Origin of the sequence: Oceanobacillus oncorhynchi (assembly GCF_000821065.1) — a bacterium.
Lineage (GTDB): Bacteria > Bacillota > Bacilli > Bacillales > Amphibacillaceae > Oceanobacillus > Oceanobacillus oncorhynchi.
The window spans coordinates 3,549,506-3,574,508 of record NZ_CDGG01000001.1; the positions used below are offsets into that span (position 1 = coordinate 3,549,506).

At 39.4% G+C, this 25,003-nt stretch carries 29 protein-coding genes; 20 read left to right on the forward strand and 9 right to left on the reverse strand.

The genetic code is table 11. The features are described from left to right. Nucleotides 1-178 precede the first annotated feature (178 nt). The 10 genes from BN997_RS16945 to BN997_RS16990 all read left to right on the forward strand — a co-directional run bounded on the left by BN997_RS16945 (nucleotide 179) and on the right by BN997_RS16990 (nucleotide 9,973). Nucleotides 179-868 (forward strand): response regulator transcription factor, encoded by a 690-nt coding sequence (locus tag BN997_RS16945; RefSeq protein WP_042533975.1) that lies wholly within the window; start codon nucleotides 179-181, stop codon nucleotides 866-868. Between the two features lie 35 nt (nucleotides 869-903). Next, nucleotides 904-1,845, forward strand: coding sequence for a sensor histidine kinase (locus BN997_RS16950; RefSeq protein WP_042533977.1), 942 nt, complete (start codon nucleotides 904-906; stop codon nucleotides 1,843-1,845). A 128-nt stretch (nucleotides 1,846-1,973) separates the two neighbouring features. Continuing rightward, on the forward strand, nucleotides 1,974-2,894 hold the full coding sequence (locus BN997_RS16955) for an ABC transporter ATP-binding protein (RefSeq protein ID WP_042533979.1): 921 nt from the start codon (nucleotides 1,974-1,976) through the stop codon (nucleotides 2,892-2,894). Further along, on the forward strand, nucleotides 2,887-3,576 hold the full coding sequence (locus BN997_RS16960) for an ABC transporter permease (protein ID WP_042533981.1): 690 nt from the start codon (nucleotides 2,887-2,889) through the stop codon (nucleotides 3,574-3,576). The genes BN997_RS16955 and BN997_RS16960 overlap by 8 nt, the downstream gene beginning before the upstream one ends. A gap of 96 nt (nucleotides 3,577-3,672) precedes the next feature. After that, nucleotides 3,673-4,332, forward strand: a complete 660-nt coding sequence (locus BN997_RS16965) for an ABC transporter permease (protein WP_175297059.1) — start codon at nucleotides 3,673-3,675, stop codon at nucleotides 4,330-4,332. A 60-nt stretch (nucleotides 4,333-4,392) separates the two neighbouring features. After that, a complete protein-coding gene (locus BN997_RS16970; protein WP_042533983.1) occupies nucleotides 4,393-4,914 on the forward strand; it encodes a hypothetical protein in 522 nt (173 codons plus the stop codon). Between the two features lie 55 nt (nucleotides 4,915-4,969). Next, the gene (locus BN997_RS16975; protein WP_042533985.1) at nucleotides 4,970-5,338 is read left to right on the forward strand and encodes a hypothetical protein; all 369 of its coding nucleotides are present in this window, start codon (nucleotides 4,970-4,972) and stop codon (nucleotides 5,336-5,338) included. A 633-nt stretch (nucleotides 5,339-5,971) separates the two neighbouring features. Continuing rightward, nucleotides 5,972-6,997 (forward strand): WD40/YVTN/BNR-like repeat-containing protein, encoded by a 1,026-nt coding sequence (locus tag BN997_RS16980; RefSeq protein ID WP_052485064.1) that lies wholly within the window; start codon nucleotides 5,972-5,974, stop codon nucleotides 6,995-6,997. Nucleotides 6,998-7,097: 100 nt separating this feature from the next. Beyond that, on the forward strand, nucleotides 7,098-8,786 hold the full coding sequence (locus BN997_RS16985; protein WP_052485065.1) for a gamma-glutamyltransferase: 1,689 nt from the start codon (nucleotides 7,098-7,100) through the stop codon (nucleotides 8,784-8,786). Between the two features lie 65 nt (nucleotides 8,787-8,851). After that, nucleotides 8,852-9,973 (forward strand): DUF418 domain-containing protein, encoded by a 1,122-nt coding sequence (locus BN997_RS16990; protein ID WP_042533987.1) that lies wholly within the window; start codon nucleotides 8,852-8,854, stop codon nucleotides 9,971-9,973. 79 nt (nucleotides 9,974-10,052) lie between these two features. Here BN997_RS16990 and BN997_RS16995 read toward each other — a convergent pair whose 3' ends face one another. The 5 genes from BN997_RS16995 to BN997_RS22345 all read right to left on the reverse strand — a co-directional run bounded on the left by BN997_RS16995 (nucleotide 10,053) and on the right by BN997_RS22345 (nucleotide 12,835). Beyond that, complete coding sequence (locus tag BN997_RS16995) at nucleotides 10,053-11,291, reverse strand: aminopeptidase (RefSeq protein ID WP_042533989.1); 1,239 nt, start codon at nucleotides 11,289-11,291, stop codon at nucleotides 10,053-10,055. A 142-nt stretch (nucleotides 11,292-11,433) separates the two neighbouring features. Then, on the reverse strand, nucleotides 11,434-11,673 hold the full coding sequence (locus tag BN997_RS22335; RefSeq protein WP_052485066.1) for an MDR/zinc-dependent alcohol dehydrogenase-like family protein: 240 nt from the start codon (nucleotides 11,671-11,673) through the stop codon (nucleotides 11,434-11,436). Between the two features lie 22 nt (nucleotides 11,674-11,695). Continuing rightward, complete coding sequence (locus BN997_RS22730; protein WP_084612970.1) at nucleotides 11,696-11,911, reverse strand: zinc-binding dehydrogenase; 216 nt, start codon at nucleotides 11,909-11,911, stop codon at nucleotides 11,696-11,698. Nucleotides 11,912-11,939: 28 nt separating this feature from the next. After that, the gene (locus BN997_RS22340; RefSeq protein ID WP_052485067.1) at nucleotides 11,940-12,332 is read right to left on the reverse strand and encodes a DMT family transporter; all 393 of its coding nucleotides are present in this window, start codon (nucleotides 12,330-12,332) and stop codon (nucleotides 11,940-11,942) included. Continuing rightward, a complete protein-coding gene (locus BN997_RS22345; RefSeq protein WP_052485068.1) occupies nucleotides 12,332-12,835 on the reverse strand; it encodes a DMT family transporter in 504 nt (167 codons plus the stop codon). Before BN997_RS22345 ends, BN997_RS22340 begins: the two co-directional genes overlap by 1 nt. 147 nt (nucleotides 12,836-12,982) lie before the next feature. On the opposite strand from BN997_RS22345, the gene BN997_RS17010 reads away from it, so the two are divergent. From BN997_RS17010 to BN997_RS17045, 8 genes are all read left to right on the forward strand, one after another. Further along, nucleotides 12,983-13,267 (forward strand): GntR family transcriptional regulator, encoded by a 285-nt coding sequence (locus BN997_RS17010; protein WP_042533990.1) that lies wholly within the window; start codon nucleotides 12,983-12,985, stop codon nucleotides 13,265-13,267. A gap of 3 nt (nucleotides 13,268-13,270) precedes the next feature. Continuing rightward, entirely contained in the window at nucleotides 13,271-14,032 is a 762-nt protein-coding gene (locus BN997_RS17015) for an aminotransferase-like domain-containing protein (protein ID WP_042533992.1), read from the forward strand. Between the two features lie 42 nt (nucleotides 14,033-14,074). After that, on the forward strand, nucleotides 14,075-14,299 hold the full coding sequence (locus tag BN997_RS17020; RefSeq protein WP_042533993.1) for a hypothetical protein: 225 nt from the start codon (nucleotides 14,075-14,077) through the stop codon (nucleotides 14,297-14,299). A gap of 103 nt (nucleotides 14,300-14,402) precedes the next feature. Next, nucleotides 14,403-14,987, forward strand: coding sequence for a nitroreductase family protein (locus BN997_RS17025; protein WP_042533994.1), 585 nt, complete (start codon nucleotides 14,403-14,405; stop codon nucleotides 14,985-14,987). 126 nt (nucleotides 14,988-15,113) lie between these two features. After that, nucleotides 15,114-15,467, forward strand: a complete 354-nt coding sequence (locus BN997_RS17030) for an MmcQ/YjbR family DNA-binding protein (RefSeq protein WP_244882398.1) — start codon at nucleotides 15,114-15,116, stop codon at nucleotides 15,465-15,467. Between the two features lie 141 nt (nucleotides 15,468-15,608). Then, nucleotides 15,609-16,088, forward strand: a complete 480-nt coding sequence (locus BN997_RS17035) for a metal-dependent hydrolase (RefSeq protein WP_042533996.1) — start codon at nucleotides 15,609-15,611, stop codon at nucleotides 16,086-16,088. Nucleotides 16,089-16,137: 49 nt separating this feature from the next. After that, nucleotides 16,138-16,542, forward strand: a complete 405-nt coding sequence (locus BN997_RS17040; RefSeq protein WP_042536250.1) for a GNAT family N-acetyltransferase — start codon at nucleotides 16,138-16,140, stop codon at nucleotides 16,540-16,542. Nucleotides 16,543-16,678: 136 nt separating this feature from the next. Beyond that, entirely contained in the window at nucleotides 16,679-18,742 is a 2,064-nt protein-coding gene (locus BN997_RS17045) for a catalase (protein WP_042533998.1), read from the forward strand. Nucleotides 18,743-18,892: 150 nt separating this feature from the next. Here BN997_RS17045 and BN997_RS17050 read toward each other — a convergent pair whose 3' ends face one another. Further along, nucleotides 18,893-19,507, reverse strand: coding sequence for a PadR family transcriptional regulator (locus BN997_RS17050; protein ID WP_042533999.1), 615 nt, complete (start codon nucleotides 19,505-19,507; stop codon nucleotides 18,893-18,895). Between the two features lie 16 nt (nucleotides 19,508-19,523). Continuing rightward, nucleotides 19,524-19,904: a hypothetical protein gene (locus BN997_RS17055; RefSeq protein WP_042534001.1), complete on the reverse strand. Its 381-nt coding sequence runs from the start codon at nucleotides 19,902-19,904 to the stop codon at nucleotides 19,524-19,526. Between the two features lie 270 nt (nucleotides 19,905-20,174). On the opposite strand from BN997_RS17055, the gene BN997_RS17060 reads away from it, so the two are divergent. Continuing rightward, entirely contained in the window at nucleotides 20,175-21,113 is a 939-nt protein-coding gene (locus BN997_RS17060; RefSeq protein ID WP_042534003.1) for an NADP-dependent oxidoreductase, read from the forward strand. 98 nt (nucleotides 21,114-21,211) lie between these two features. On the opposite strand, the gene BN997_RS17065 is transcribed toward BN997_RS17060, so the two are convergent. Both BN997_RS17065 and BN997_RS17070 read right to left on the reverse strand, forming a co-directional pair. Next, complete coding sequence (locus BN997_RS17065; protein ID WP_042534004.1) at nucleotides 21,212-22,084, reverse strand: DUF3307 domain-containing protein; 873 nt, start codon at nucleotides 22,082-22,084, stop codon at nucleotides 21,212-21,214. Then, on the reverse strand, nucleotides 22,081-22,857 hold the full coding sequence (locus BN997_RS17070; RefSeq protein WP_042534005.1) for a hypothetical protein: 777 nt from the start codon (nucleotides 22,855-22,857) through the stop codon (nucleotides 22,081-22,083). Before BN997_RS17070 ends, BN997_RS17065 begins: the two co-directional genes overlap by 4 nt. A gap of 470 nt (nucleotides 22,858-23,327) precedes the next feature. Between BN997_RS17070 and BN997_RS17075 the strand changes: the two genes are divergently transcribed. After that, nucleotides 23,328-24,878: a multicopper oxidase family protein gene (locus BN997_RS17075; RefSeq protein WP_042534006.1), complete on the forward strand. Its 1,551-nt coding sequence runs from the start codon at nucleotides 23,328-23,330 to the stop codon at nucleotides 24,876-24,878. The last annotated feature ends 125 nt before the right edge of the window (nucleotides 24,879-25,003 follow it).

Here is a 25,003-nt window from a genome sequence, read left to right on the forward strand (position 1 = left end):
TTACCATAAAAGGCATCCTTAGGCAAAGTGCATCTATAAAGTGCAAAGGAATGTGTTAAACTTTATGAAATACCTGTAAAAATCTCTGTAATATATAAAGAGGCAGGCAAAAGGGTATAGTCGGCAATAAAGATAATAGAAATCTATTAAACTAAAATTTCATAGGAGGCTGTCTCACTTGAACAATAACATTCTCATCGTAGAAGATGATATCTCAGTAAGCGAAATGATACAAAATTATTTAGAAAAAGAAGGCTATAAGGTAGTTACTGCTTTGGAAGGCGAAGAAGGAATGCAAAAATTTCAAAACGATACATTTGATTTAATCATTCTTGATATTATGATGCCGAAATTAGATGGCATAGAGGTAATGAAACAAATTCGAAGGGACAGCTCCGTGCCGATACTAATTGTATCAGCGAAGGATACGGACGTGGAAAAGGTGCTAGGCCTGGAGCTTGGTGCAGATGATTACATAGCGAAGCCTTTTTCCATGATAGAGCTTTCCGCCAGAGTAAAATCGGCATTGCGGCGTGCCACCAGTTATTCGGAGACAAAAAAAGAAGAGCAGGTGATAAACCATAAAGATTTAACAATTGATATCAATAATTTCTCTGTTCAAAAACATGGTAAGGAAATCAAACTGACTTCCAAGGAATTCGATATTTTAAAGCTGTTTCTCAAGCATCCCAATAATGTTTTTACAAAGGCTCAAATATATACCACGGTCTGGGGAAACGACTACTTTGGAGACGAAAATGTCATCAATGTTCATATTAGAAGACTAAGAGAAAAGATTGAGGACAACCCGGCTGAGCCTCATTATATTATGACCATTTGGGGAATTGGCTACAAACTAGGGGAATAGATGTGTGAATATCTTTTGAAAAGGGGGGAAAAGGCATGGCTTATTTCTTTATAGGGATTACCCTGATTTTAACCGGGATTATCATTTTTCAATATAAAGCAAAGATAGCAAGAGACAAGCAAATAAAATATATGCATGAAAAATTGGATAAGATTATCGCTGATAAAACCAGTGAGAATCTGCTTGTTTTTACCGATGATAAAGAGCTTATTCCTTTATTGATCAGCATCAATCATCTTTTAAACCATAATCAGAAAATATTGGCGGATTATACAAAAAAGGAAGAATCGATTCGGAAAATGATTTCAAATATTTCTCATGATTTAAAAACACCGCTGACTGTTATTGTTGGATATTTAGAAATCATTCAATCGAATAAAGTTATCGAAAAAGAAGCGGGCAAAGAGGTTCGTAAAGCACATGAAAAGGCGGCAGAGCTGCTGACATTGATCAATACGTTTTTTGATTTGGCAAAGCTGGAGTCTGGAGATAAGGAGATAACACTCGAAAAGATACATATTAATGAAATTTGCAGAAAGAGCATTTTAGAGTTTTATGAAATGTTAACTCAGCAAGGATTAGATGTTTCCATTAACATTCCAGATGAGCATATCTATGTAGCTGGAAATGAAGAAGCTCTGGACAGAATCCTTAGAAACCTGATATCGAATGCCATCAAGTATGGAAAGGATGGTCAAGTAGTGGGGTTAAACTTAAAACATGATAACGCATTTGCTTACATCGAGGTTTGGGACAAGGGGAAAGGTATTGATGAAATGAATAAAGAAAGCGTATTTGAAAGATTGTATACGCTTGAGGACTCGCGAAATAAGCTGTATCAAGGAAGCGGGCTGGGGCTTACCATTACGAAAAGATTAGTCGAAAGTCTGGAAGGTGAGATATCATTATCCAGCAAAGCTTATGATAAAACAGTATTTACTGTGAAATTAAAGAAACTGTCTTCGCAGGAAAACTAAAAATCCGCTTCCGTCCCGTTCTTTGCAAACTTAAGAAATTCGTAAGACTTTGTTAAGAAAAAAGATAATTTTAATGTTTATGATTATTAATATAGCAATTTTGCAGAGAAAGGGAGGGATTTATTATTATGGAATACATTTTAAGAACACATGATTTAGGAAAATCTTTTCATGGAGGTCATGTTGTTTCCAATGTCAATATGAATATCAAGAAGGGAGAAATCTATGGGCTTTTAGGCCCGAACGGCGCAGGTAAAAGTACAGTCATGAAAATGATTTTAAATCTGTTTAAACCAAGCCAGGGTGCCGTTGAAGTGTTTAACGAAACATTGACGAATACTTCTTATGAGTTATTTAAAAGGATGAGTGCAATTATCGAATATCCCATTTTTTATGAGAAGCTAACTGCAATGGATAACTTGGATTTGCATTGTGAATACATGGGTTATCACAATAAAAAAGAGATAGAGACCGCTTTGAATCTTGTGAATCTAAAAAACATCGATAACAAGCCGGTTAAAAATTTCTCTTTAGGTATGAAACAACGGCTGGGAATTGCCAGAGCGGTAATCACGAAGCCAGAGCTGTTGATATTAGATGAGCCGGTTAATGGACTGGATCCAGTTGGCATTATTGAGATGAGAGACTTACTGGCAAGCCTGAATAAAGAGTATGGCATAACCATTCTGATTTCAAGTCATATTTTAGCGGAAATAGAGCAAATTGCTGACACAATAGGCGTAATGAATAATGGATATCTAGTAGAAGAAGTTTCCATGGATTCGATTAGAGAAAATAATGCAGAGTATATAGAATTAGAAACCGATGATGCCGGGAAAGCAGTATATATTATTGATTCAGAGCTGAATATAAAAAATTTCAAAGTACTTGATACGAACAAAATAAGGATATATGAATCAGGGACATCACAAAATCAAATCTATAAGAAGTTAATGGAAAAGGATGTTTCCATTACATCAATCAATACGAAGTCGGCTTCATTAGAGGACTATTTCTTGTCCTTAATTGGAGGCGGAAAAAATGTTTAAATTAATTCGTTTAGAATTAAGAAAAATAAATCTCAGACAGTATGTCTTTGGTGCTTTAGCAGCAATTTTTATTCTTGCCGGATTGTTATTCTTTGCAATGTATACGGATAGAAACACGATTGGTGCCACCAGTGAAGATTTTTTCTTTGTTGTTGACAGCACGAGAATGGTTTTTATTGTGTTTGCAGGTATATTAATTTCGAGGCTGTTTATTGAAGAATACAATGATAAAACCATCTCTTTGATGTTTACGTATCCCATCAGCAGAAAAAAGATTTTTATCTCTAAATTATTGATTATCATTTGTGCTACATTTTTCCTTATACATGTATCAAGAATCTTTGTAGCAGCAGTTTTATACATGTTAAACAGCCGATTGGATTTTATCGATGGAGGCATAACGATTCATTTGATAATGGAATATTTTAAAAACACCGTGATCTATGACCTTTCTTTCAGCGGTATCAGCTTAGTTCCTTTATTTTTTGGGATGCTCAAAAAATCTGTTAGAACAACCATTATCACATCGATTATTATTGCCATTTTCTTTGGCATAAGTAATGAAAATCTATCAGACCTTTCGATAGGTTCCTTCATTGTCAGATCATTGGTATTTATCATTATTGGTGCGGCTGCTTCGTATTTAGCGATAAGAAATATGGAGCGCAAGGATGTAACGTAGCGATGAGGGTATTCCGGAATATTACTGCCAACAATGTAATTTTCAATGTCAATAGGAAGAGTGGTGAGAAAAATCTTTAAGTTAATGAGTTTGGAAATGAGAAAAATAAATTTTAGCCGATATATAAATAACTCCTTAGCGGCATGCTTTGCCGTTACCGGATTTTTATTCTTCATGCTATATATAGACAGGGAACAATTTGCTGCCAGCAGTACAGATTTTTTATTTCTGATTGACAGTATAACACGAATGGTATTCATCGTTTTTTCAGGAGTGTTAATTTCAAAATTAGTTATCGAAGAATACAATGATAAAACCATTACCTTGATGTTCACATACCCAATCAGCAGAAAAAAGATCATTATCTCGAAGCTATTGATTATCATAGGCTTTACCTTTTTCTCTATGCTTCTGTCCAGAATTTTTGCTGCATTTGTTTTATCTATGTTAAACAGCAACTTAGGATTTATTGACAGTGACATAACGATTCCCATGCTCATCGAACATTTTAGAAATACGATTTTATATGACCTTTCTGCCAGTGGTGTCAGCTTAGTTCCTTTGTTCTTTGGAATGCTTAAAAAATCAGTTAGGACGACCATTATTACCTCTGTTATTATTGCCATTTTCTTTGGTGTCAGTAATGAAGACTTATCGATAGGATCCTTTATTGGTATTCCGGTGACACTTAGTCTTATTGGTATCGTTGCTTCTTACTTATCAATAAAAAACATTGAGCACAAAGATATATCTTAATGACATAAGGTCTCTATTTTGAAAAGACCGAAAAATCAAAATATACAGGAGTTACTAGCGATGAAACAAGACTACATTTATTTGTTATTTACAAACACTGGTACTTTATTGACGAAAGCTATTAGTCTGTATACCAAAGCAGAATACAATCATGTTTCGTTAGCCTTGGATTTGGAATTAAATGAAATATACAGCTTTGGCAGGAAGCATTTACGCAATCCATTTTGGGGAGGATTTGTGAAGGAAAATACAGAAGAGGAACTGTTTCAGAAAGCGGACTGCTCCATCTATGCTTATGCAATCAGTTCAAAACAAAACAAGAAATTACAAGAAACGTTAGCATTTTTTAAGCAAAGAAAAGACAATTACCACTATAACGTAATAGGACTGTTTGGAGTCATGTTTAATAAGCCCATTCCACGGTCAAATGCTTACTTCTGCTCGCAATTTGTGGCTTATCTGCTGATGGAAGCTGGTATGGTTTCTTTTGACAAGCCGCCGGAGCTTATCACACCGCAGGATATTCAGCAGCTGCCTGGATTAATTTCTATCTATCAGGGCAAATTACAAGGCGCAGTTTAACCAGAAGAGGGAGGCTCAAATTTCATACATTTTTTACCGAATAGGAGGATGCTGTTTGAAAAGATTCGTTTTATTAGTTTTCATGCTGATTGTATCCATCGTAACGTTGTTTGTCACTGCTTATTTTCAACGGGATGTCAATACACTGTCGTTAAATGATCCGCAAGTTATCCAAGCAAGTATTATCATAATGATTATTTTGTTCATTCCTCCTGTGTTATTATCTTTTTTCAACCATAAATTTTGGAGGGTTATCTCAGCGATTTATCAATCTATTTTTTTCTTGGGGTTTATCATCCTTGTACCGACCGGTGTATTCAGCTTCCAGGCTGTGGGTATCAGTATTGTGTCATTAATCGGTGCAGTTATCAGTCTTTGGAGCATTTTTAGCACATTGCCAGAAAGCTTTTTTAAAGAATATTGATTTAGCGTAGAGGTAGGAGACTTTCTGTATAACCCAGCATCCGCAGTTCAAGAAATAACATACGACATTGTCTCGGGAAAGGGTCTTATCCATGGTAAGGCCTTTTCTGTATGGGATAAGACCCATCTTACTTTTATTAAAAAATGATCGTTTAAAAATTTTTAACAAAATCTTTTTGACTGTAGAATGACTTATGATACTCTAGCGATAACTTGCATGACTCGAAAAGTATGTTGATATGTAACCAAGTGAATGCCGATTGTACAGCACAGCGTATTTCACTTTGAAAAAATGGAATCATAAGACGAAATATTATGCAGTGGGAGTCAGCGCCGTTATCCCCCGCTAAAATAAATTCATTTTCCACGCTCTATTTGAAGGCGGAAGTTTTACGGGCGTTTCTCCGTGATAAAAAGTCAGGTTCGGACGTTTACAAGTTTGATTTATGGTGAATAAAGCAAACTATAAAAGATTTTTTATTAAGTCTCGATATCCTCTTAGCTTTTCTTATTGTAGAAAAGGGAGTTTTTTTACAAATATACCCGATAGATTGAATCGTTTCCCGAATATTTCTATTAAATAGGTATCTGGATTGTCTTAAAAGATTTCAAATAAATCAAGGTGGTGAACCGCATGGAAGTTTTATATTTTTCAGCTGGACGTTCTCTTTATGAAATGAAGAAAGAGGCACAGGAATGGATAATGGAGGAAAGACCGGCCCCGGTTTCATTTATATGCCTTGCTGCAGATCCCAGCCGGAAAGGACGGCTGTATGGAGGGACCTTTAACGAAGGGTTATGGATAAGTAATGACAGCGGCAAGACATGGGTACCCGCTGGATCAGGAATATCACATAACAGGGTGATGAGTGTTGCGGTCAGTTCAACAGAGGTTAAAAATGGATGTCATGTCGTTTGGGCAGGCACCGAACCGAGCGGGCTTTTTCGTTCAGAAGACGGAGGAGAAACCTGGGTTGATTGCCCGGCTTTACTGGATTTACCTTCAAAATCTTCCTGGAGTTTCCCGCCTCGGCCGTACACGCATCACGTACGTTGGATTGAACCGGATATTCATGAGAAAAACCGCATATTTGTCGGCATTGAACTTGGCGGCGTGATGAAAAGTGAAGATAAAGGGGGCAGTTGGGAAGATCGAAAACCGAATTCCCAACATGATTGTCATGCTTTAACAACACACCCGCAAGCTCCAGGACGGATATACGAAGCTGCGGGCGGCGGGTATGCTGAAAGCTTTGATAGCGGAAACTCCTGGCAGACGTTCAATGAGGGTTTGGAGCCTTATAACTATTTGGTTGATATTGCCGTAGATTCAGGGGATGCAGATACAATGGTGGCTGCTGCGTCCAGGAGTCCTTATGAAGCATACGATCCATCCCGTGCAAGAACGATTTTAGTACGGCGTGAAGATGGCGGTTCTTGGTCGCCTGTATACAAAGGCTTGCCGGATGCAGAATGCTCCTCTGTTTTTGCGTTAACTTCTCATCCATTCCAGTCAGGTATTTTTTACGCTGTGAATAATCTCGGCTTCTATCTTTCTTTTGATGCAGGACAAAGCTGGGAAAAAGCACCGCTGGATTGGCCGGATGATTTAACGGGAGAAAGAATTCATGGATTCGCGATGGTCGTTTCCGAGGATTAAAAGACCATCGTGTCCATGGTCTTTATACGAATACGGGAATGTTAGATAAATGATATTTAACAAAAAAAAGCGCAATGACATCATGGAAGGAGTTGCATTCATGCAGGTGAAAAGGCGTAACCAGCGCCAGAGCAGTTTAATTTTTACTTTTACCGCAACGGTATTGCTGTTGCTTAGCGGATGTGTCTCAGAGGAAGAGACGGACCAGCAGCCTGAGCCGAATCCATCAGAAGATGAAAGCGAGAGACTGATTCCGCCAGAAAATGAAGAAGAGCCAGAACCTGAAACAGATGTGCCAGAGGCTTATGGTGTCAGCGCAGGGCATCCAGATGCTGTAGAAGCTGGAATGACTGTTTTGGAAAATGGAGGTAATGCCGTGGATGCGGCCGTTGCAGCGGCGTATGCCATTTCTGTTGTAGAGCCCTTTGCATCAGGAATTGGCGGCGGCGGAGTAACACTCGTTCAAGAGCAGGGTCAAGACCCTGAGGCATATGATTATCGTGAAGTTGTCCCTGAAGGCGGCATTCCTTCATCAGATATTGGTGTACCTGGATTTGTAGCCGGGACAAAGGAATTACATGATGACTATGGGACTGCTGACTGGGAGACAGTAATTGACCCGGCGATTGATTTGGCAGAAAGTTCGGAGGTATCTGCAACGTTAGCACAGCAGCTTCAATCTGCTCAGGACCGTCTGCCGGTTGAGCAGCTGGAGCATTTCTATCCGGATGGGACAGCGATTGAGGCAGGAGCCACTTTAGAACAGCCGGCATTGGCCGAAGCATTGCGTGATATCCGTGATAGTGAAGGAGCTTCCTTTTATGAAGGGGATACTGGAGAAGCGTTAGCAGCGATTCAAGGTCTGGACGGAGACTCACTTGCTGACTTTCGTGTCGGACGGCATGCCCCCGTGACCGGAGAGTTTGCTGGATACGAGGTGACTGGTGCTCCGCCGCCGCTTCCTGGTGCCAGCGTCATTCAAATGCTGCAAATCCTTGAAGAGCGGGGAACATTAGAAGAAGAACGGAATAGCACGCCATTTGTGCATGACATTGCGATGTCGTGGCGAATCGCTCAAGCATTTATTTATACGGATTTCGGTGACCTTTCGTTTGTGGATGTTCCGGTTGATTCTTTCGTTGACCGTGAACAGAATGCTGCTTTAGCAGAAGAAATCTCCGGTGACAGCTTGCTTCCTGAGGACGAAGAGCGGAGTTATGACGACTCGGCCCCTAATACGACACATATTACAGTGATTGATGACAACGGCACTGTTGTTTCCATGACGAATACACTGACCAATTTCTTTGGCTCCGGTGTCTACACAGAAGGTTTCTTTTTGAATAATCAAATGTCTCGATTTGATATTGGTCAAACGGAGCAAAATGAACCTGAGCCTGGACGGCGTTCCGTTACCTGGTCCTCTCCAATGATTGTGGCAGATGAGGAGGGACCTGTTTTAGGGATTGGCAGTCCGGGAGGCGAACGTATTCCAATTATGCTTACGCAGGTGATTGCTGACTGGGTTCAAGAAGACTCGGACCTGGAAGCTGTTGTTGAAGCGGATCGTTTCCACCTGACGGATAATGCGCTTGTGATGGAATCCGCTCCGGAAGCAGATGTAAGGGAAGGATTGCTTAATATTGGGTATAACGAGATTCGTGAAGCTCCGACTCCGCTGTATTTCGGGTCTGTTCAGGCTTTGATGATCGATCGGGAGAATGATGACATCTCTGGTGCGGCTGATCCCCGGCGAGAGGCTGATTGGCGTGTAGAACCACGGGATTAAGCAAGAATCTAGTATTCTAAAAAATGTACTTGGGCATTTTAATGTAAGGAGTTAAAGAGGATTCTATGACATCAATGAAGCAAAAAAATCAACATCAACGAATTGCTATATTAGACCAAATGCGGGGCGTTGCTTTACTTGGAATCTTTTTAGCCAACGTCCCGGGGCTGTCTTCCGTCGATACGGAAAATTTGTCTCCGGTTAATGAAGTACTAAGAAGCTTAGAGGAGATTATATTAACAGACAGTACCCGGCCGCTGTTTGCATTCATGTTTGGCCTGAGCCTTATGTTACTTTATAATCGCCTAAAAACGAAGCAAATCAACCCTTATCCAGTATTATTCAGACGATTATTTTTGCTTGCCCTCGTTGGTGCTGTGCACGGTTTTGCAATTTGGTCGGGAGATATTCTGCTCATGTATGGGATGGCGGGATTTTTCCTTCTGCTGTTTATGAATTGGTCAGCAGCCGGATTGGTTATTACTGCTTTCCTTTTCTGGATCGGCTATACCATTGGAGCGGATGTAATCAGTTATTTCTCATCCTATCATTTGTCTCTGGAAGCCGGTTTGAAAGGTCTGTTGCCTGACTCAAAAGAGCCGCCGACAGGAACAGAATATCTTATTATTGAATTTTCTTCCATGGTCGCACACATCAGCTTTTTCCTGTTTGGTATGTATGCGTATCGGAAGGGGCTGCTTACAATAATCGAAAAGCGAAGAAAAACCATGAGCTTATTGTCAGTACTTTTTCTTGTGATTGGGTTAGCAGGGAAAGCAAGCCTTTATGATAGAATTGCATTACATCCATTGGAAAGCTTCTACCCCTTTTTGGTGACAATCGGCATGATTTTATTCATTGTCCTTTTAGGAACTAGCAAGGGGAGCATGTCGAAGTTGCTTGTCCCGTTCACATCGGTCGGTAAGATGGCGTTTACGAATTACATCATGCAATCTCTGGTTTTTGTAAGTTTGTTTCAATCGAGCGGACGAACGGTTTTTATCAATTTAGGGATTTGGGAGGAACCAAGCTATGCGTTCGCTCTTGGGGTTGGAGTCATTTTATTCGCGGCACAAATGATTTTCAGTCATCTCTGGTTGAAAGAGTTCTCCTATGGACCGTTTGAATGGCTTTGGAGGATAGGGACTTATGGGAAAATGGTTTCTATCAAAAGAAAAGCAGAATAGATACATTTTATATACTAATGTAAAAAAATCCAACTAGCTTGCAGTTGGATTTTTTTACTGACTATTACTAATGAGCAAATTAAGCCCAAGCACCTTTTCGGAAGACCGGAACACGGCTGCCGTCTTCTTTAATGCCATCAATATCCATTTGATCCGAACCAATCATGAAGTCAACATGTGTTGCTGAACGATTCAGACCAGCTTCTTTTAATTCTTCTTCTGACATCTCCGTTCCGCCTTCTAAGTTGAACGCGTATGCAGAACCCAGCGCTAAGTGATTTGAAGCATTCTCATCAAATAACGTATTGAAAAAAGTCAATCCGGATTGAGAAATAGGGGACGCGTCCGGAACTAAAGCAACTTCTCCTAAGCGGGAAGCACCTTCGTCTTGCTGGACTAATTTTTGAATAACCTCTTCGCCTTTTTCAGCAGTCACTTTGGTTACTTTCCCATTTTCAAAATGAAATTCCATCCCTTCGATGACAGAACCGGCATAACTTAATGGCTTGGTTGATACGACAACGCCATCGACCCGGTTGGCATCTGGGGCTGTAAATACTTCTTCTGTCGGCATATTGGCTATAAAGCGTTCTCCGCGGGAGTTAAAGCTTCCAGCACCTTCCCAGCGGTGGTTTTTCGGCAGGCCGACCGTTAAATCTGTACCCGGCGCAGTGTAATGCAATGCTGTAAATTGTTCCTTATTCAATGATTCCGCTTTCGTTTCCAGGGTCTTATCTTTATCCTCCCATGTGCGGATCGCATCGTCATCATACAAGTGAATCGCTTTGAAAATAGCATCCCATAATGCATCCGTTTGTTCTTCCGCTGAATCTAAATCCGGAAAGACTTTCGCTGCCCATTCCGGACCGGCTGCAGCTGCCACGACCCATGAGATTTTATTCGACTGTGTTGCTTGCGATAATGGCTGAAATGCTTCACCAGACGCTTTTTGCGTTGCAGCGATTTTTTCACCATCTAATCCTTTTAAGGCATCCGGATCATTGGAAACAACATTGATACGGCTGGCACCTTGTTCAATAATATAGTTCATTTCTTCAATGCGATAATCTGGAATATCTGTTAGGGTTTCGGTTGATTGATGCTCAAACCCAAGTCTTGAGATTTTATCGTCTCCCCATTTGACAATAACACGTTTTGCGCCTTTTTCATAAGCAGCTTTTGTGATTTTACGTGCTAATGGAGCCTGTTCAACATCAATCGTTAGAACGACAGAATGTCCTTCTTGAATGTTGACACCGGTAGAAACGATTAATTCAGCATATTTTTGCAGGTATTCATCAAAATTTTCCAAAGCCATACATAGAGCCTCCTTGTGAAGTTGATATACGATTTTATCGTAGCACAATCATTTATGAATCACAAAAGAGGAGCTAGGCATTGATTCACCTCAAACGATTTTTCTTCATAACGATAACGTAAAAATGAAAAACTCGGCTTTTTTATTCCATTTCCAAGCCTATATTGCCAAATTGATTCCCGGATTTCATTCTCTCCAATGCATGTTCGATTTCAATAAGCGGATAAACGCTATCAGCACCGGTTTTATGTTGTGATGCGTTATACTGTTCGAATTCTTCCTTACTTTCCATAGAAGTTCCTAAGATATTAAATTGCGGGTAAAAGAGGGAGGGTAAAGAAAGGTCAATACTGTCTCCGGAGCTCGCTCCAAAATTAACCAAATTTCCATCTGGCTTTAAGACATCAATGTATTTTCGGGAAGAGTGCCGGCCCAATACTATCTAATATGATATCGAATTTTTCATCTTTCATTTTAGCTGTCCAATCCCTGTCTGTTTTTAAAAGATAATCCGCTCCGAGATCTCCAGCTTTACGCAGCTTCTCTTCATCTCTTGAAGTGACGCTCACCTTTGCTCCGATACAAACTAGATGATATAAAGAAAAATAGCATTTATTCATAAAAACTGATTTTATTGATTAACTTACCTTAGAATGTCTTGATTTCTTTTTTTGCATTAACCAAAATAACGCCAAAAATAATCACCGCTGCGCAGATAATATGGTAATAATGAAAAGGCTCGTTTAAAATCAGTACTCCAGACAGGATGGTAATTAACGTAGCCACATTATTAAACACACTTACTTGAATAACCGGCAATTTGGACACAGCATAAATAGACAATAAAGACGTTCCAAATGTAGACAGGACACCCAAAAATAAAATTGATAATAAATATGGAATTTCTGTCAGGGAATCGATATACTCGCCGGCAGAACCGCCGTTTATGAAGTAGATGACATTAAAGAACAGAAAACCAATGAACATGATATATATCGTAATTTGAATTGGTGCGATAGATTTTGTTGCACTTCTGGACATTACCTGCCAAATGCTGTTGCAAGAATAGATACGATAATCAGCAGGTTGCCAAGCAGATGAAAATCATAGCCTCCCGAGCTGTTCATCAGCTGCAGGAAAACGACTCCGGCAATGCTAAAAACGATTCCTAATCCTTGTACTATTCGGACCTGTTCCTTCAAAAATACACTTGCTAAGAGAACAGTTATGGCCGGAGCAATCGCCTGAATGATTCCTGCTTCCGTAACCGTTGTTTGATCAAGACCAAGTATTTGACTGCTGAAAAATATAATCGGGTAGAACAAGGAAATAATAATCATAATCATGATTTCCTTCCGATTCAACCGTAAATGGATTGGTTTTATGACAAGAAATAAAAGCAATCCCAAAAAAGCAAATGTAAATCGCTGCGCCAATATAAGTAATTGCCCTTCATACGTCAAAGAAATTTTCACAAACATAAAGGACAATCCAATAATAATGGAAAAAGTGACTGCTGCCAGTAATGCATTATTTTTTTTCATGACTTCCTCCTCCTTCTATTCCAGAGTATAGAAAAAATGTCTAAACGGAAGCAATTCTTTTTTTAGGTGTATCGATACAAACATAAAGGAAAATACAATTGAAATAGTTTCATGGTAATCTGTTTGTAGAGGGGAAAGGGGCTGCTTATGAAGAAATATCAATTCGTAGCTGATAAAATCTTAAAACGTATAGAGGAAGGAATATATATAGATAGACTGCCGACGGTACGTAAATTAATGGAAGCCTTTGGAGTAAGTCAAGTGACGGTAACGCAGGCGCTTAAATATCTAGTTGAGAACAATAGAATATATGCCAAGGTCGGTTATTATATTATTTCCAGAAAAGAAAAAGCTGCTGCTTTTAACGGGGTATATGATTTTTCAACTGCTTCCACTTCCTGGACGGACTTTCCATTGGACAGCTATTCGTAATGCTTGGAAGCTGCTATCCAAAATGAAAAAACAGAATTATTTACGTATGGTGCAACGACCGGCAATGAGGAGTTGAAAACCTTATTTCAGAAGCTGTTGGAGGACCAGATATTCACAAAAAAAGAGCAGATTATGATTACAAGCGGTACACAGCAGGATTTGCATATTCTTGCTTTAATCATGCTGACCAGAAAGGAATCCATTCTAATTGAACAGCCCACCTATCATCAAGTCATCAATCTTATAGAACGCCTTCAGTTAGATTATGTCACATGCTGCCGAGGGCTGGATAAAATAGATTTGCAGGAATTAGAGAAAACGATTAAAATCAAGCGTCCAAGCTATGTTTATTTAATGCCGCGCCTGCATAATCCGCTTGGTACAACCATGAATGAACAGGAAAAAAAGCTGCTGTTGGAATTAGCAGAGAAATTTGATTTTTATATGATTGAAGATGATTACCTGGGAGATTTTGAAGGGGACAACAGTTATAAAACACTCTACGAAATGGATAATGATCAACGTGTTATTTACTTAAAAAGTTTTTCTAAAATCATGTTTCCAGGGCAGCGGTTAGGTATTACTGTCGTGCCAGAGAAATTAATCGAGCCCTTTCGGAGTTTTAAAGAAATTATTGATATCCATACCAATTCTTTGAGCCAGGTTATTATGCAGACATTTATGGAGAGCGGTCTATATGCACACCATAAAGACAAAATCGTCTCCAAACATCAGCAGAAAACAGAGATACTGCGGCATGCATAAAATACTTGTTTTTCCGGGTATGCATTTAATGACAATCATCAAATGCATACCCTAATCAAGCTGCTAAAACAGATAAATATACAGAAACTTCATGAAGCATTAGCGAAACGTCATGTTTTAGTCGATGACTATAAAACAAATTATATAGCTGATTATAAGCAGAAACATAAATTCTTAAAGTTGAATACAACGAGTATTCAAGAAGGAAGAATCCATGAAGGTGTTCAATTAATCCATGAAGCAATAGAAAGCAGCAAATATCTCTAAAGCAAGAGGCGTCTGTATCGATACAGGCTTTACATATTTTTAAACAAAGGGAGGTCACTTCTATCATAATGAAACGTAACAAATAAGGTAGGAGTGATTTTCAATGGAATCAGAATATTTTTTAAAATGGATGCAAGAGCGAAAAAGCGTCCGAAGCTTTACAGAGCAGGAGGTAGATACGAATCTGGTAGCTAATATTATCGATCATGTCCGTTTGGCTCCGAGCGGATTCAATGCACAGCCTTGGCGATTTGTTATTGTGAAAGACAAATCCATGATTCAAAAGCTCTACCAATATTCCGCTTATCAAAAGCAATTAGATACTGCCTCCTGTGTCATCGTGCTATACAGTAATCTGATGGATGTGCGGGAGAAAGCAGATGATGTCCTTCATCCGGAAATGAATTTGGAAAAGAAGAAAAGTGACAAGGAAGCTCTTTTAGAAACGCTGGATATGGCTCCTGAGGTGCTGCAATCGCAAGGGTATATTGCGCTTGGGTATTTGCTGTTAGCGCTCACCGCTTACGGTATATCCAGCGTTCCGATGCTGGGTTTTGATCTGGAAAAGGTAAAAGCATTATTGGAGATAGAGGGGAATATTCTTTCTGTGGTTGCAGCAGGATATGGAGCTGACGAGGGGCATAGTCACCACCGTCTGACTTTGGGAAAAATTGTTCGTATATATTAGAGGTAGCAGGATATCATGGTATTTTTAAGCTTCTGTGTGCAGCATCCTATTTAACAAACCTGTATCTGCTGATAAAATGAAGAAAAGCAATTTACCCGTTTAATTTATCAGATGAAGGTGATTTTAGTGAGCAGAGATGCAGTTATACATTATGCAAAAAGAAAATACGATACAGAGCCAGATTATCCTTGGGCTAAATTTTCTAATTACGCTGTGCTTCGGCATAAGGAAAACAGCAAATGGTTTGGGTTGCTGATGGATGTGAACAAAGAGAAATTAAATATAGAAGGAGAAGGGACTGCAGCCGTTTTAAATGTCAAATGCGACCCGGAATTGGCATCGATTTTAAGAAAAGAAAATGGAATACTGCCAGCTTACCATATGAACAAAGAACATTGGATCAGCATTCTGCTGGACGGTTCTATTTCAGAAGAGGAAATATTTGAACTTTTAGATGCCAGTTATCATTTAACCATGTAGACAAATCATGACTGCAGCAGACAATAATGTTTGCTGCATTTTTGAATAAAAGGAAATTAATTGAAAGAAACGTATGTTCTTTTTCTTAGGATAGTGTTATGATAAGATAACGCAATTTACAAATGAAGGAGAAAAAAGAGCATGACAGGAAAAACACATATTATGGCTGGAATCACAGCGACGACAGCCATCGTCGCCATCACAGATGCATATCAGCCCGAATGGTTCATTGCAGCAGGCGCAGCAGGGGGCTTGCTTCCGGATATTTGCCATAGCGGCAGCAAAATCGGACGGAGGTTTCCAGCGGTTTCGAAAGTAGTTAATACCCTCTTTGGTCATCGAACCTTTACACATAGTTTATTATTCTTAGCGCTGGTGGCGTTTATTTTATCTAAGTTCATCAGTAATCCGTCGATCACCATGGGGATTTTAGCTGGTATGGTTACGCATTTTATACTAGATGCTGCGACAAAGCAGGGAATCAAGCTGCTGTACCCTGCAAAGATTACGATTCGTTTTCCATTCGCTGCAACAACTGGCGGAAAAGCGGAAGGGGTTGTTTTACTGGCGTTGACAGTAGTTACGCTATTTTACGCCAACAGTATACTGGCATTTTTCTAAGCATGTGTTTTTGACCAGCTTCACAGCAGGCAAGGAGGTTATCATGGAAATTCAAATTTCAAAAATACAGAAAGAACAAGCATGGGAGCTTAGGCATGAAGTCATGTGGCCGAATGAGGATTTCAACTACATAAAGTTAAAGGATGATGCTTCGGGTATTCATTTGGGACTTTTTAAAGATAATATACTGATTTCCATTGTTACGCTGTTTATAGACAAAGAGGAAGCTCAATTTAGAAAATTTGCGACGCTGATATCAGAACAGGGAAAAGGGTATGGAAGCAGATTGTTAGAGTCCGTATTTGAGGAAGCGAAAAAACATGATGTGAAAAGAATTTGGTGTAATGCCAGAAAGAATAAGAGCCATTTTTATCGGAAGTTTGGTCTCCAGGAAACAGATAGAAGTTTTATGAAAAATGGGGAGGCCTACGTTATCATGGAGAAATTTCTGTAGTCCTCCAATAAATGAAAGAAGCCGTCTGTGCAGCACAGACGGCTTCTTTCATTGTGGAAGCTCGGACGTCTTCCCGACTAATTATGGTGCATGGTGTATTAAAGTTGTTCCAGTCATACACAGAAAGAAACCTTCAATGAATACTTTTCATTTTTTTGCTAAAAATAAATTCTATTACCATAAGGAACAGCAATTAGAACCATCTATTCGGGATACCCGTAATCAAGAGATGATTTCTAATGAAGGGAAAAAGATCGTGGATGATGAAAATTCACTGACTGCCGGAGACCGCGGCCCGACTCTGATTGAAGACTTTCTTGCCAGAGAAAAGATAGCGCATTTTGATCGAGAGAGAGTACCGGAACGGGTCGTGCACGCTCGAGGAACAGGTGCTTATGGAGAATTTGAACTGTATCAATCTATGAGTGAAGTGACTATGGCAGATTTCTTACAGGATCCTTCCAAAAAAACACCGTTATTTGTACGTTTTTCACAAGTAATCGGTTCACGGGGCTGTAATGAAACCGTTCGCGATGTACGAGGTTTTTCTATTAAATTCTACACAGATGATGGAAACTTTGATATTGTGGCCATCAATTTCCCCATTTTCTTCATCCAAGATGCGATTAAATTCCCTGATTTGATTCACTCTGTCAAACCGGAGCCTGATAATGAATATCCTCAAGGGCAGACGGCACACGATACATTTTGGGACTTTATGGGAAGTAATCCGGAGACGACTCATATGGCGATGTGGATTATGTCTGACCGGGCTATTCCAAAGAATTTTCGTACCATGGAAGGCTTTGGCGTTCATACGTATCGTTTTGTAAACAAAGAGGGAGTTGCTCATTTTATCAAATTTCATGTCAAGCCTGTCCTGGGTGTTCATCCATTGATTTGGGACGAAGCACAAAAACTTGGCGAGGATGCCGATTTTCATCGAAGAGACCTTTGGACAAATATCAAAATGGGCAATTATCCGGAATATGAACTTGCTGTACAGATTATCAGTGAAGATCAGGAGTTTATGTTTGATTTCGATATTTTAGACCCGACAAAGTTTTGGCCGGAGGAGGAAGTCCCGCTTCAAAAAATAGGAAAAATAACGTTAAACAAAACGGTCGATAATGCTTTTTCGGAAACAGAACAAAGTGCGTTTCACCCAGGGAATATTGTTCGGGGAATGGATTACTCCAATGATCCGCTGCTGCAAGGGCGATTATTTTCGTATACAGATACACAGCAGGTGCGAATAGGCGCAAATTATCAACAGCTTCCTATCAACAAGCCGGTTTGTCCGGTTTTTAACAATCAGCGGGATGGAAACTCGCGTCATGTGATTGACCGAGGAAAAGTATCTTATCATAAAAACATATTAGCGGATAATACACCATCAGAAGTTCCGCCAGACAAGGGAGGCTTTGTTACGTATCCTTCCACCGTAGAAGGGTTGAAGCAGCGTAAAACAGCGGATTCTTTTAAAGATCACTATACGCAGGCAAGGATTTTCTGGAACAGCATGACACCTGTAGAGCGGGAGCATATTATTGGAGCGTATAGCTTTGAGCTGGGAAGATGTCTTCATGTACCTGTGCGTCAGCAGATGGTGGACCGCTTGGCAAGGGTCAGCAAAGAGCTTGCAGAGGCTGTTGCGTCAAATGTTGGTGTTACTGTACCAGACGTAGAAGAGTCAACTGCTACGAAATCATCGCCGGCTGTAAGCTTGATGAATACCAATTTTGTGGCGAATACACTGAAAGTAGCTGTTTTTCTGGCAGAAGGTTTTCCGGGTAAGGAAGTGGATGCTTTGCTCAAGCAATGGAAGAAGGCCGGGATGCATCCCGTTATTGTCAGCAATAAGCTCGGTGAAGTAAAGAGCAGCGAGGGAATGAGGTTTGATGTAGACCAAAACTTTCTGACAGGATCTCCGTTAAGCTATGAGGGTGCATATCTTGTTGGCGGTACCGGAGTCAATGACTATTTTCATCATCAAGCCCGTACCTTTATTATGAATATGTACAATCATTTCAAGCCGATAGGTGCTAGAGAAGAGAGTGCTCATTTATTGAAGGAAATGGGTATTGAAGGACAGCCTGGAGTCGTGATGGATATCGATTCGCAATTCGGACAGAAGTTTATTGATGCGATGGCGAAGCAGCGTTTTTGGGAGCGTCCGAGTTTCCTTTATAATATGTAAGGTAAAATAAGAAAAACATCAAATTACGATAAAGTGAGTAATTTGATGTTTTTTTTATTTGGGATTTCATTCTGTGTAAGGTTTATGGCGGGGAAGGGAAGCTTTTTATTGAATAATAATTATCGCCATGCAATGGAATAATGTTCCGCTTTATTGTCCCTTGTCATTCTCCATCCTTTCTGCCTTTAATTTTGATTGAAAATTCCTAAACCAGTCGATTTCAAATTTAATTTTCTCTATACCTAAATCCAGCGTTGCATATTGGAAATAGGCAATTGATTTTACTCCCTCTTCCGTCATAAATTCTGTTGCACCGCCAGCTTCTTTTAAATTATTTATATAGTCACGGCTGAAATTATTTCTCTGATCAATCGTTATGTTAATAGCTTCCAAGCGATGTAATTCTTTTTCTAATTCTTCCAGATAGCTGTTGATAAACGCTTCGTGCTCTGAATGATCTGCGAACCCTTGAAAGAAAAATTTACTTAATTCCATATTTTTTTCCTTGTATAACATAGGTGTTGATATATTTTCTCTAAAATGTTTTACTCCAGCTTCTGTAATATAATATGTTTTTTTGTTTACACTCCCCTCTATGTGTACTTCAAAAGTAATCCATTCCTTTTTCAATAATTTTTTGATTCCTGCTTGAATACTGCCTGTGCTGTCGCTGCTGACATTAGATAAGGTTTGTTTGATAGATTGCCTTAACTCATAAATCGTTGAACCTCGAATCATCAGAAAGCCTAAAATAATAGTATCCATCGTAATCCATTCTCCTTTAGTTAAAAAATGCTGTAATAAAAAAACACATAGATGACAAGAAAGACAAAGGGGTCATAACATACTTTTCCTTTTTGCTGGAAGATATGATGTTCATCCCTGTATTCAATAATAAATAAAATCCAAAGAAAATACATAATCCTCTTTCGATAGAAAAAGGGAAATCTATTATAATTATCCCGCCAACGTCAAGTATCGTTATAATTGCAATCATTTGGATGACCAGCGAGATTCCGCTTATTATTCGCATTTTTATAGGTAAGATCCTGAATTTACCTCCTAAAGTAAATTCACCTAATGGCAACCCTAAAGTTACCAGCAGCGTAAAAAGTGCAATGAACCCAAAAATAAACGCACCTAGGAATGAAAAAGAAAGCATCACAGTTCCTCCTTGGTCAGCTTTTAAAGCTGACGTTACTATTAGTAATATTACTAATAGTAACATTAATTATAACCATTGTCAGCATTTTTTAAATAATAATGAAATGAATTAACTGGAGTAAAAAATCAAGAGAGAATAGATAATATAATAATTTCCAATCTTCCTTAAGTATGGGATTATCAAGTGAATTGCTGTTAATTGTTAAAAAGAAATTCGTTTGATACTATTAAAAATGCAACAGAAAAATATGCGCTGGAGGTTTTGATTATGAAAGCAATTATTATCGAACAATACGGCGATGCAAATCAGCTAAAGGAAAAAGACGATATTCCCGTACCAGAAATAAAAGATAACCAGGTATTAGTAGAAATGCACGCTACGTCCATTAATCCGATTGACTGGAAGCTGCGTGAAGGTTACCTGCAAGAAGGGGTGCCTTTTGAATTTCCAATTATTTTAGGATGGGACGCGGCAGGTGTCATCAAACAAGTCGGTAAAAATGTAACCTCTTTTCAAGTGGGTGACGAGATATTTGCTCGACCGGCCCTTACACGAAATGGCACGTATGCTGCCTATACAGCGGTTGATGAAAAACTGCTGGCGATGAAACCAAAAAATATCAGCTTTGAAGAAGCGGCAGCAGTTCCGCTTGCAGGTCTTACTGCCTGGCAATGTCTTGTGAACTTCTCTGAAATAAAAAAAGGCGATAGAGTGTTGATTCATGCCGGTTCCGGCGGTGTTGGCAGCATGGCCATTCAGATTGCTAAAAGCTTCGATGCCTATGTAGCTTCGACTGCCAGCGGTAAAAATGAGACGTTTTTAAAAGAATTAGGTGTCGATCAATTCATTAATTATAAAGAGGAAGACTTTGAAGATGTTCTTCAAGATTATGATATTGTCGTGGATACGCTGGGCGGTGAAATCCTGAATAAAAGCTTCCATGTATTAAAGGAAGGCGGACGGCTCGTTTCCATTGCAGGACAGCCAGATGAAAAGTTAGCCAAACAAAAAGGAGTCAAGGCAGGATTCTTATGGCTTGAGCCAGATGGAGGAGAACTGTCTGAATTAGGGAAGCTGATGGAGGATGGGAAATTAAAACCGTATATTGGACATACTTTCCCGCTTATCGAGAACGGATTGAAGGAAGCGCATCGATTGAGCGAAACCCATCATGCGAAAGGAAAGATTGTGATTCAAATTAAGTAAGTACGGTGATTCACCAAAAATCAGGCTGCTGAGCAATATTCAGCAGCCTGATTTTTTTGCTGGAGGAAAGGGGGCAATCTAGTGAAAGTCCTTATCGCTTACATAAGAACTCCTTGTACAACAAGTCCAAGCACCAACCCTAGAAAAATAGAAGACAGCGTACCCAACAAGAAATATTCTGCCCAGTTCCGGTCGTTTAACTGCTTAAATCGGGCAATCGACTTGGCGGCAATGATAAATGCAATCGACTGATATGCGCCTGCTGCTGTTAATAGTATCACCAGCAATCTTTCCAGATAGCCGATAAGCTTGCCGCGCGAACGAAGCGGGGGAGAGTAAGTGAAATAATGATATTCCTCTGTAAAACGATTGTCTGTGCTCGGTTGGATTTTTTCCTTTCCGGCAGCTATTTGGTTTTTCAACGTCAGTTCACCTTCAAAATTAGCAAATTCGGATGGTAATGAACCAATGATAAATTTTACAATATGCCCGCTGACACTTGTCGCCAAAATATAAATGATGACAAAAAATAATGCTGTGTTGAGCAGAGTTAAACTGCTTGACCCATTCAGGTTTAAAAGACTTGCTGTCATCTCTGCAATTGTCATATGAAAGAATAGGAAACAGGTCAGGAGTATCATCATAACGTGTAAGACCTGATCTGCTAGAAAATATCCGAGTTTCTTCATATTATCCGTCGGGCTTTTGGGAAGGGAATCTACAAATTTTATTTTTAATAAATCAATCAAAAGGTGTGTGATTATAATAAAAGCTAAAGGTGAAATAAAACAGGAAATGACATGCTGAAACTCATATTGATAGCCCCATATTACCGCAAGTACAATACTTGTTGTCAGCAGGTGGTGAAGGATGTGTTTTTTTAAATGCTTGATTTTATGTTTCACCATCTGGTCAGATTGCAGCCAAAAATCAGCAATCAAATGTGCGAGAACAAGCAATAATATTGTCATGATAATCTCCTTTCCTCAGGGAAATAATCAGATAGATGTGTGATGATATAATGGTTAATATTTGTTTGCAGCTTATCTGTTAGACGATGGTTATCTTGTGCACCTAATGAATCCAGCACCTTTACAATATTATCAAAAGCATGCAAGATGATTTGCGTTTTGCCCTGTTTCATATGGTGGGATATGGTAGCTGTTGTTCTTTTAAGGTGTTCGCTTACCTTTTTTTGTTGACCGAGTATGAGATATAACGAACAGACGAGAGATTGTATGTCAGTTTGTTCGTTGATTTGTCCCTGCTTCAGCATTAAATTCGTATTAATCAAGATTTCGAACTGCTTGCTAAAAACCGTGAAGTCTTGTTCATTTGATGAAGCAGGCAACGCAAAACGAAACAGCAATCTATCCGGCTGTTTTTTCAGATGATTATTAGCGTTCCTTGCTTGTTTCATCAATGGATGAATCCATGTCTCTATATTTATATCCCTTACATCCTCTTTAATCGTTCCGAATGACAGGCCAAAATAAGGCGGATGATCAGTAAATTTCCAGATGCGGCTGATATAAAAAGCAAGAGTATATGCTGTTGCATAGCCGTTGCTCACAAGTACCAATTCATCTCCGGCGCGGTGACTGATTTGTGTTCCAGCTGTATTTTTGGTCCATAGAGAAATACTTTCTTTTAATTGTCCCAGGTAATCACTTAATGCCTTCCCGATATTTTCTTTTGACGAATTACTTATATCCATAATGAAGATGGAAACTTCCGTTGACATGAATAAAACAGCTCCTTCCTTATTCATCTCAGAGAATAGTTTGATTATATCATCGAATATATCAAAAGTTAGATGAAATAGTCAAACTTTGTGGAAGTTAGATGATTTAGTCTAATATAATTTGAAATATAAAAAAGCATACCATGACACACCAAACAATAAACAAATCATGTAAAGCTTATCCAAGTCATTTTTTCATAAATGACGCCTTTTGTATCACCCTAATTACTTTAGTATACGTGTACATCAGTTTTGCACTTTTTTGCTTCTAGTCACATTTACTATTACGAAAGGATGTTTAAAAAGTCCAATAAAAATGCCACAGCGAATTTCTGCGTTGACAGGATTTTTCCAATACTCACGTATTCAAAACATACGCTCCGTTCGTAAAAATCTCATCGCCTTGAATTTCTTGGTCCTATTTATCGTACTTTTTGAACACGCATTATAAAGAAATGGGGTGAATACGAATGCGCCGTAAGCTAGAAAAATTTGTGGATCCACTTCCTAATCTACAGCCTCTAAAGCCTGATAAAAAAACAGGGGACGGGGTTCACTATGAAATCACGATGAAGCAATTCAAGCGTAAGCTGCATCGTGATTTACCAGCAACCACTTTATGGGGGTATAACGGTCAGTTCCCCGGCCCGATGATTGAGGCAAATCGGGATGAACCGGTTCACGTGGCATGGCTTAACCAATTGCCGAATAAGCATCTGCTTCCAGTTGATGTATCGATTCATGGCCTTGAACAGCTCCCCATCGTACGCACGGTGGTACATTTACATGGTATCGAAACAAAAGCTGACAGCGATGGACATCCGGAAGCATGGTACACAAATAACTTCCAAGAAACCGGACCTGTTTTTTCAAGAGAAACATTTACGTATCCGAATCATCAGCGCGGAAGCCTGCTTTGGTATCATGATCACGCTATGGGAATTACGCGGCTGAATGTATATGCAGGGCTGGCAGGGATGTATATTCTTCGGGATGAGCACGAGAAATCATTGAACCTGCCTGCTGGGGACTATGAAATTCCGCTTATGATTACAGACCGAAGCTTGAACGCAGATGGTTCCTTATTTTACCCATCACAGCCTGATGATGCAGCAAAAAAACTGCCAAATCCGTCTATTCTGCCTGCATACAATGGAGATACAATAATCGTTAATGGAAAGGCATGGCCGTTCTTAGAGGTGGAACCAAGAAAATATCGGTTCCGGATTTTAAATGCTTCCAATACAAGGTCCTACCAGTTACAGCTTGATTCTAATATAAACTTTCAACAAATCGGTTCGGACGGCGGGCTGCTCAGGCATCCCGTTGAAATCGAAAAAATCGGTTTTCAGCCGGCAGAACGAATCGATGTCATTATTGATTTTTCAAAAGCAGCTGGTCAGTCCATTCTATTAAAAAATGACTTAGGACCAGACGCTGATCCAAACGATGACACTGGAGATATCATGCAGATCCGTGTTACAAAGTCATTGAAAAATAAAGATAGAAGCCATTTGCCACAAACTTTATCTGTTATTCCTTCATTAAAGCAAAATGATATTTCTGGTATTCGTTATTTAAAATTAGTTGGATCTGCTGATGAATTTGATCGTCCTTTATTACTTCTCAACAACAAGCACTGGCATGATCCAATCACGGAAAATCCGCAGCTAGGGACAACAGAGATTTGGGCTTTTACAAACACAACCAACTTCTCTCATCCAATTCACATTCATCTTGTCCAATTTCAGGTGCTGGAGCATCAGCCTTTCGATCTGGAGCAATATAATCAAGATGGCAAAATCATATTTACCGGACCGCCTGAGGCCCCCGCAGCAAATCACCGCGGCTGGAAAGATACCATTGAGGTTCCTGCTGCAACCATTACCAGAGTCATCGCTAAATTCGCTCCATATAGCGGAGAGTTTGTGTGGCACTGTCATATTTTAGAGCATGAGGATTATGATATGATGCGGCCTTATATGGTGGCAGATGATGACAAAAATAATACTAAATTTTAATTATATAGACGAAAAGGGTTTGAGTTGAGGGATAGCAGAAGCAGACCATGAAATAGAAAAAAGCATGAATGAGATAGATAGCCTCCAGTATAAAAACTAAAAACACCTGCTAAAAGCGTATATAA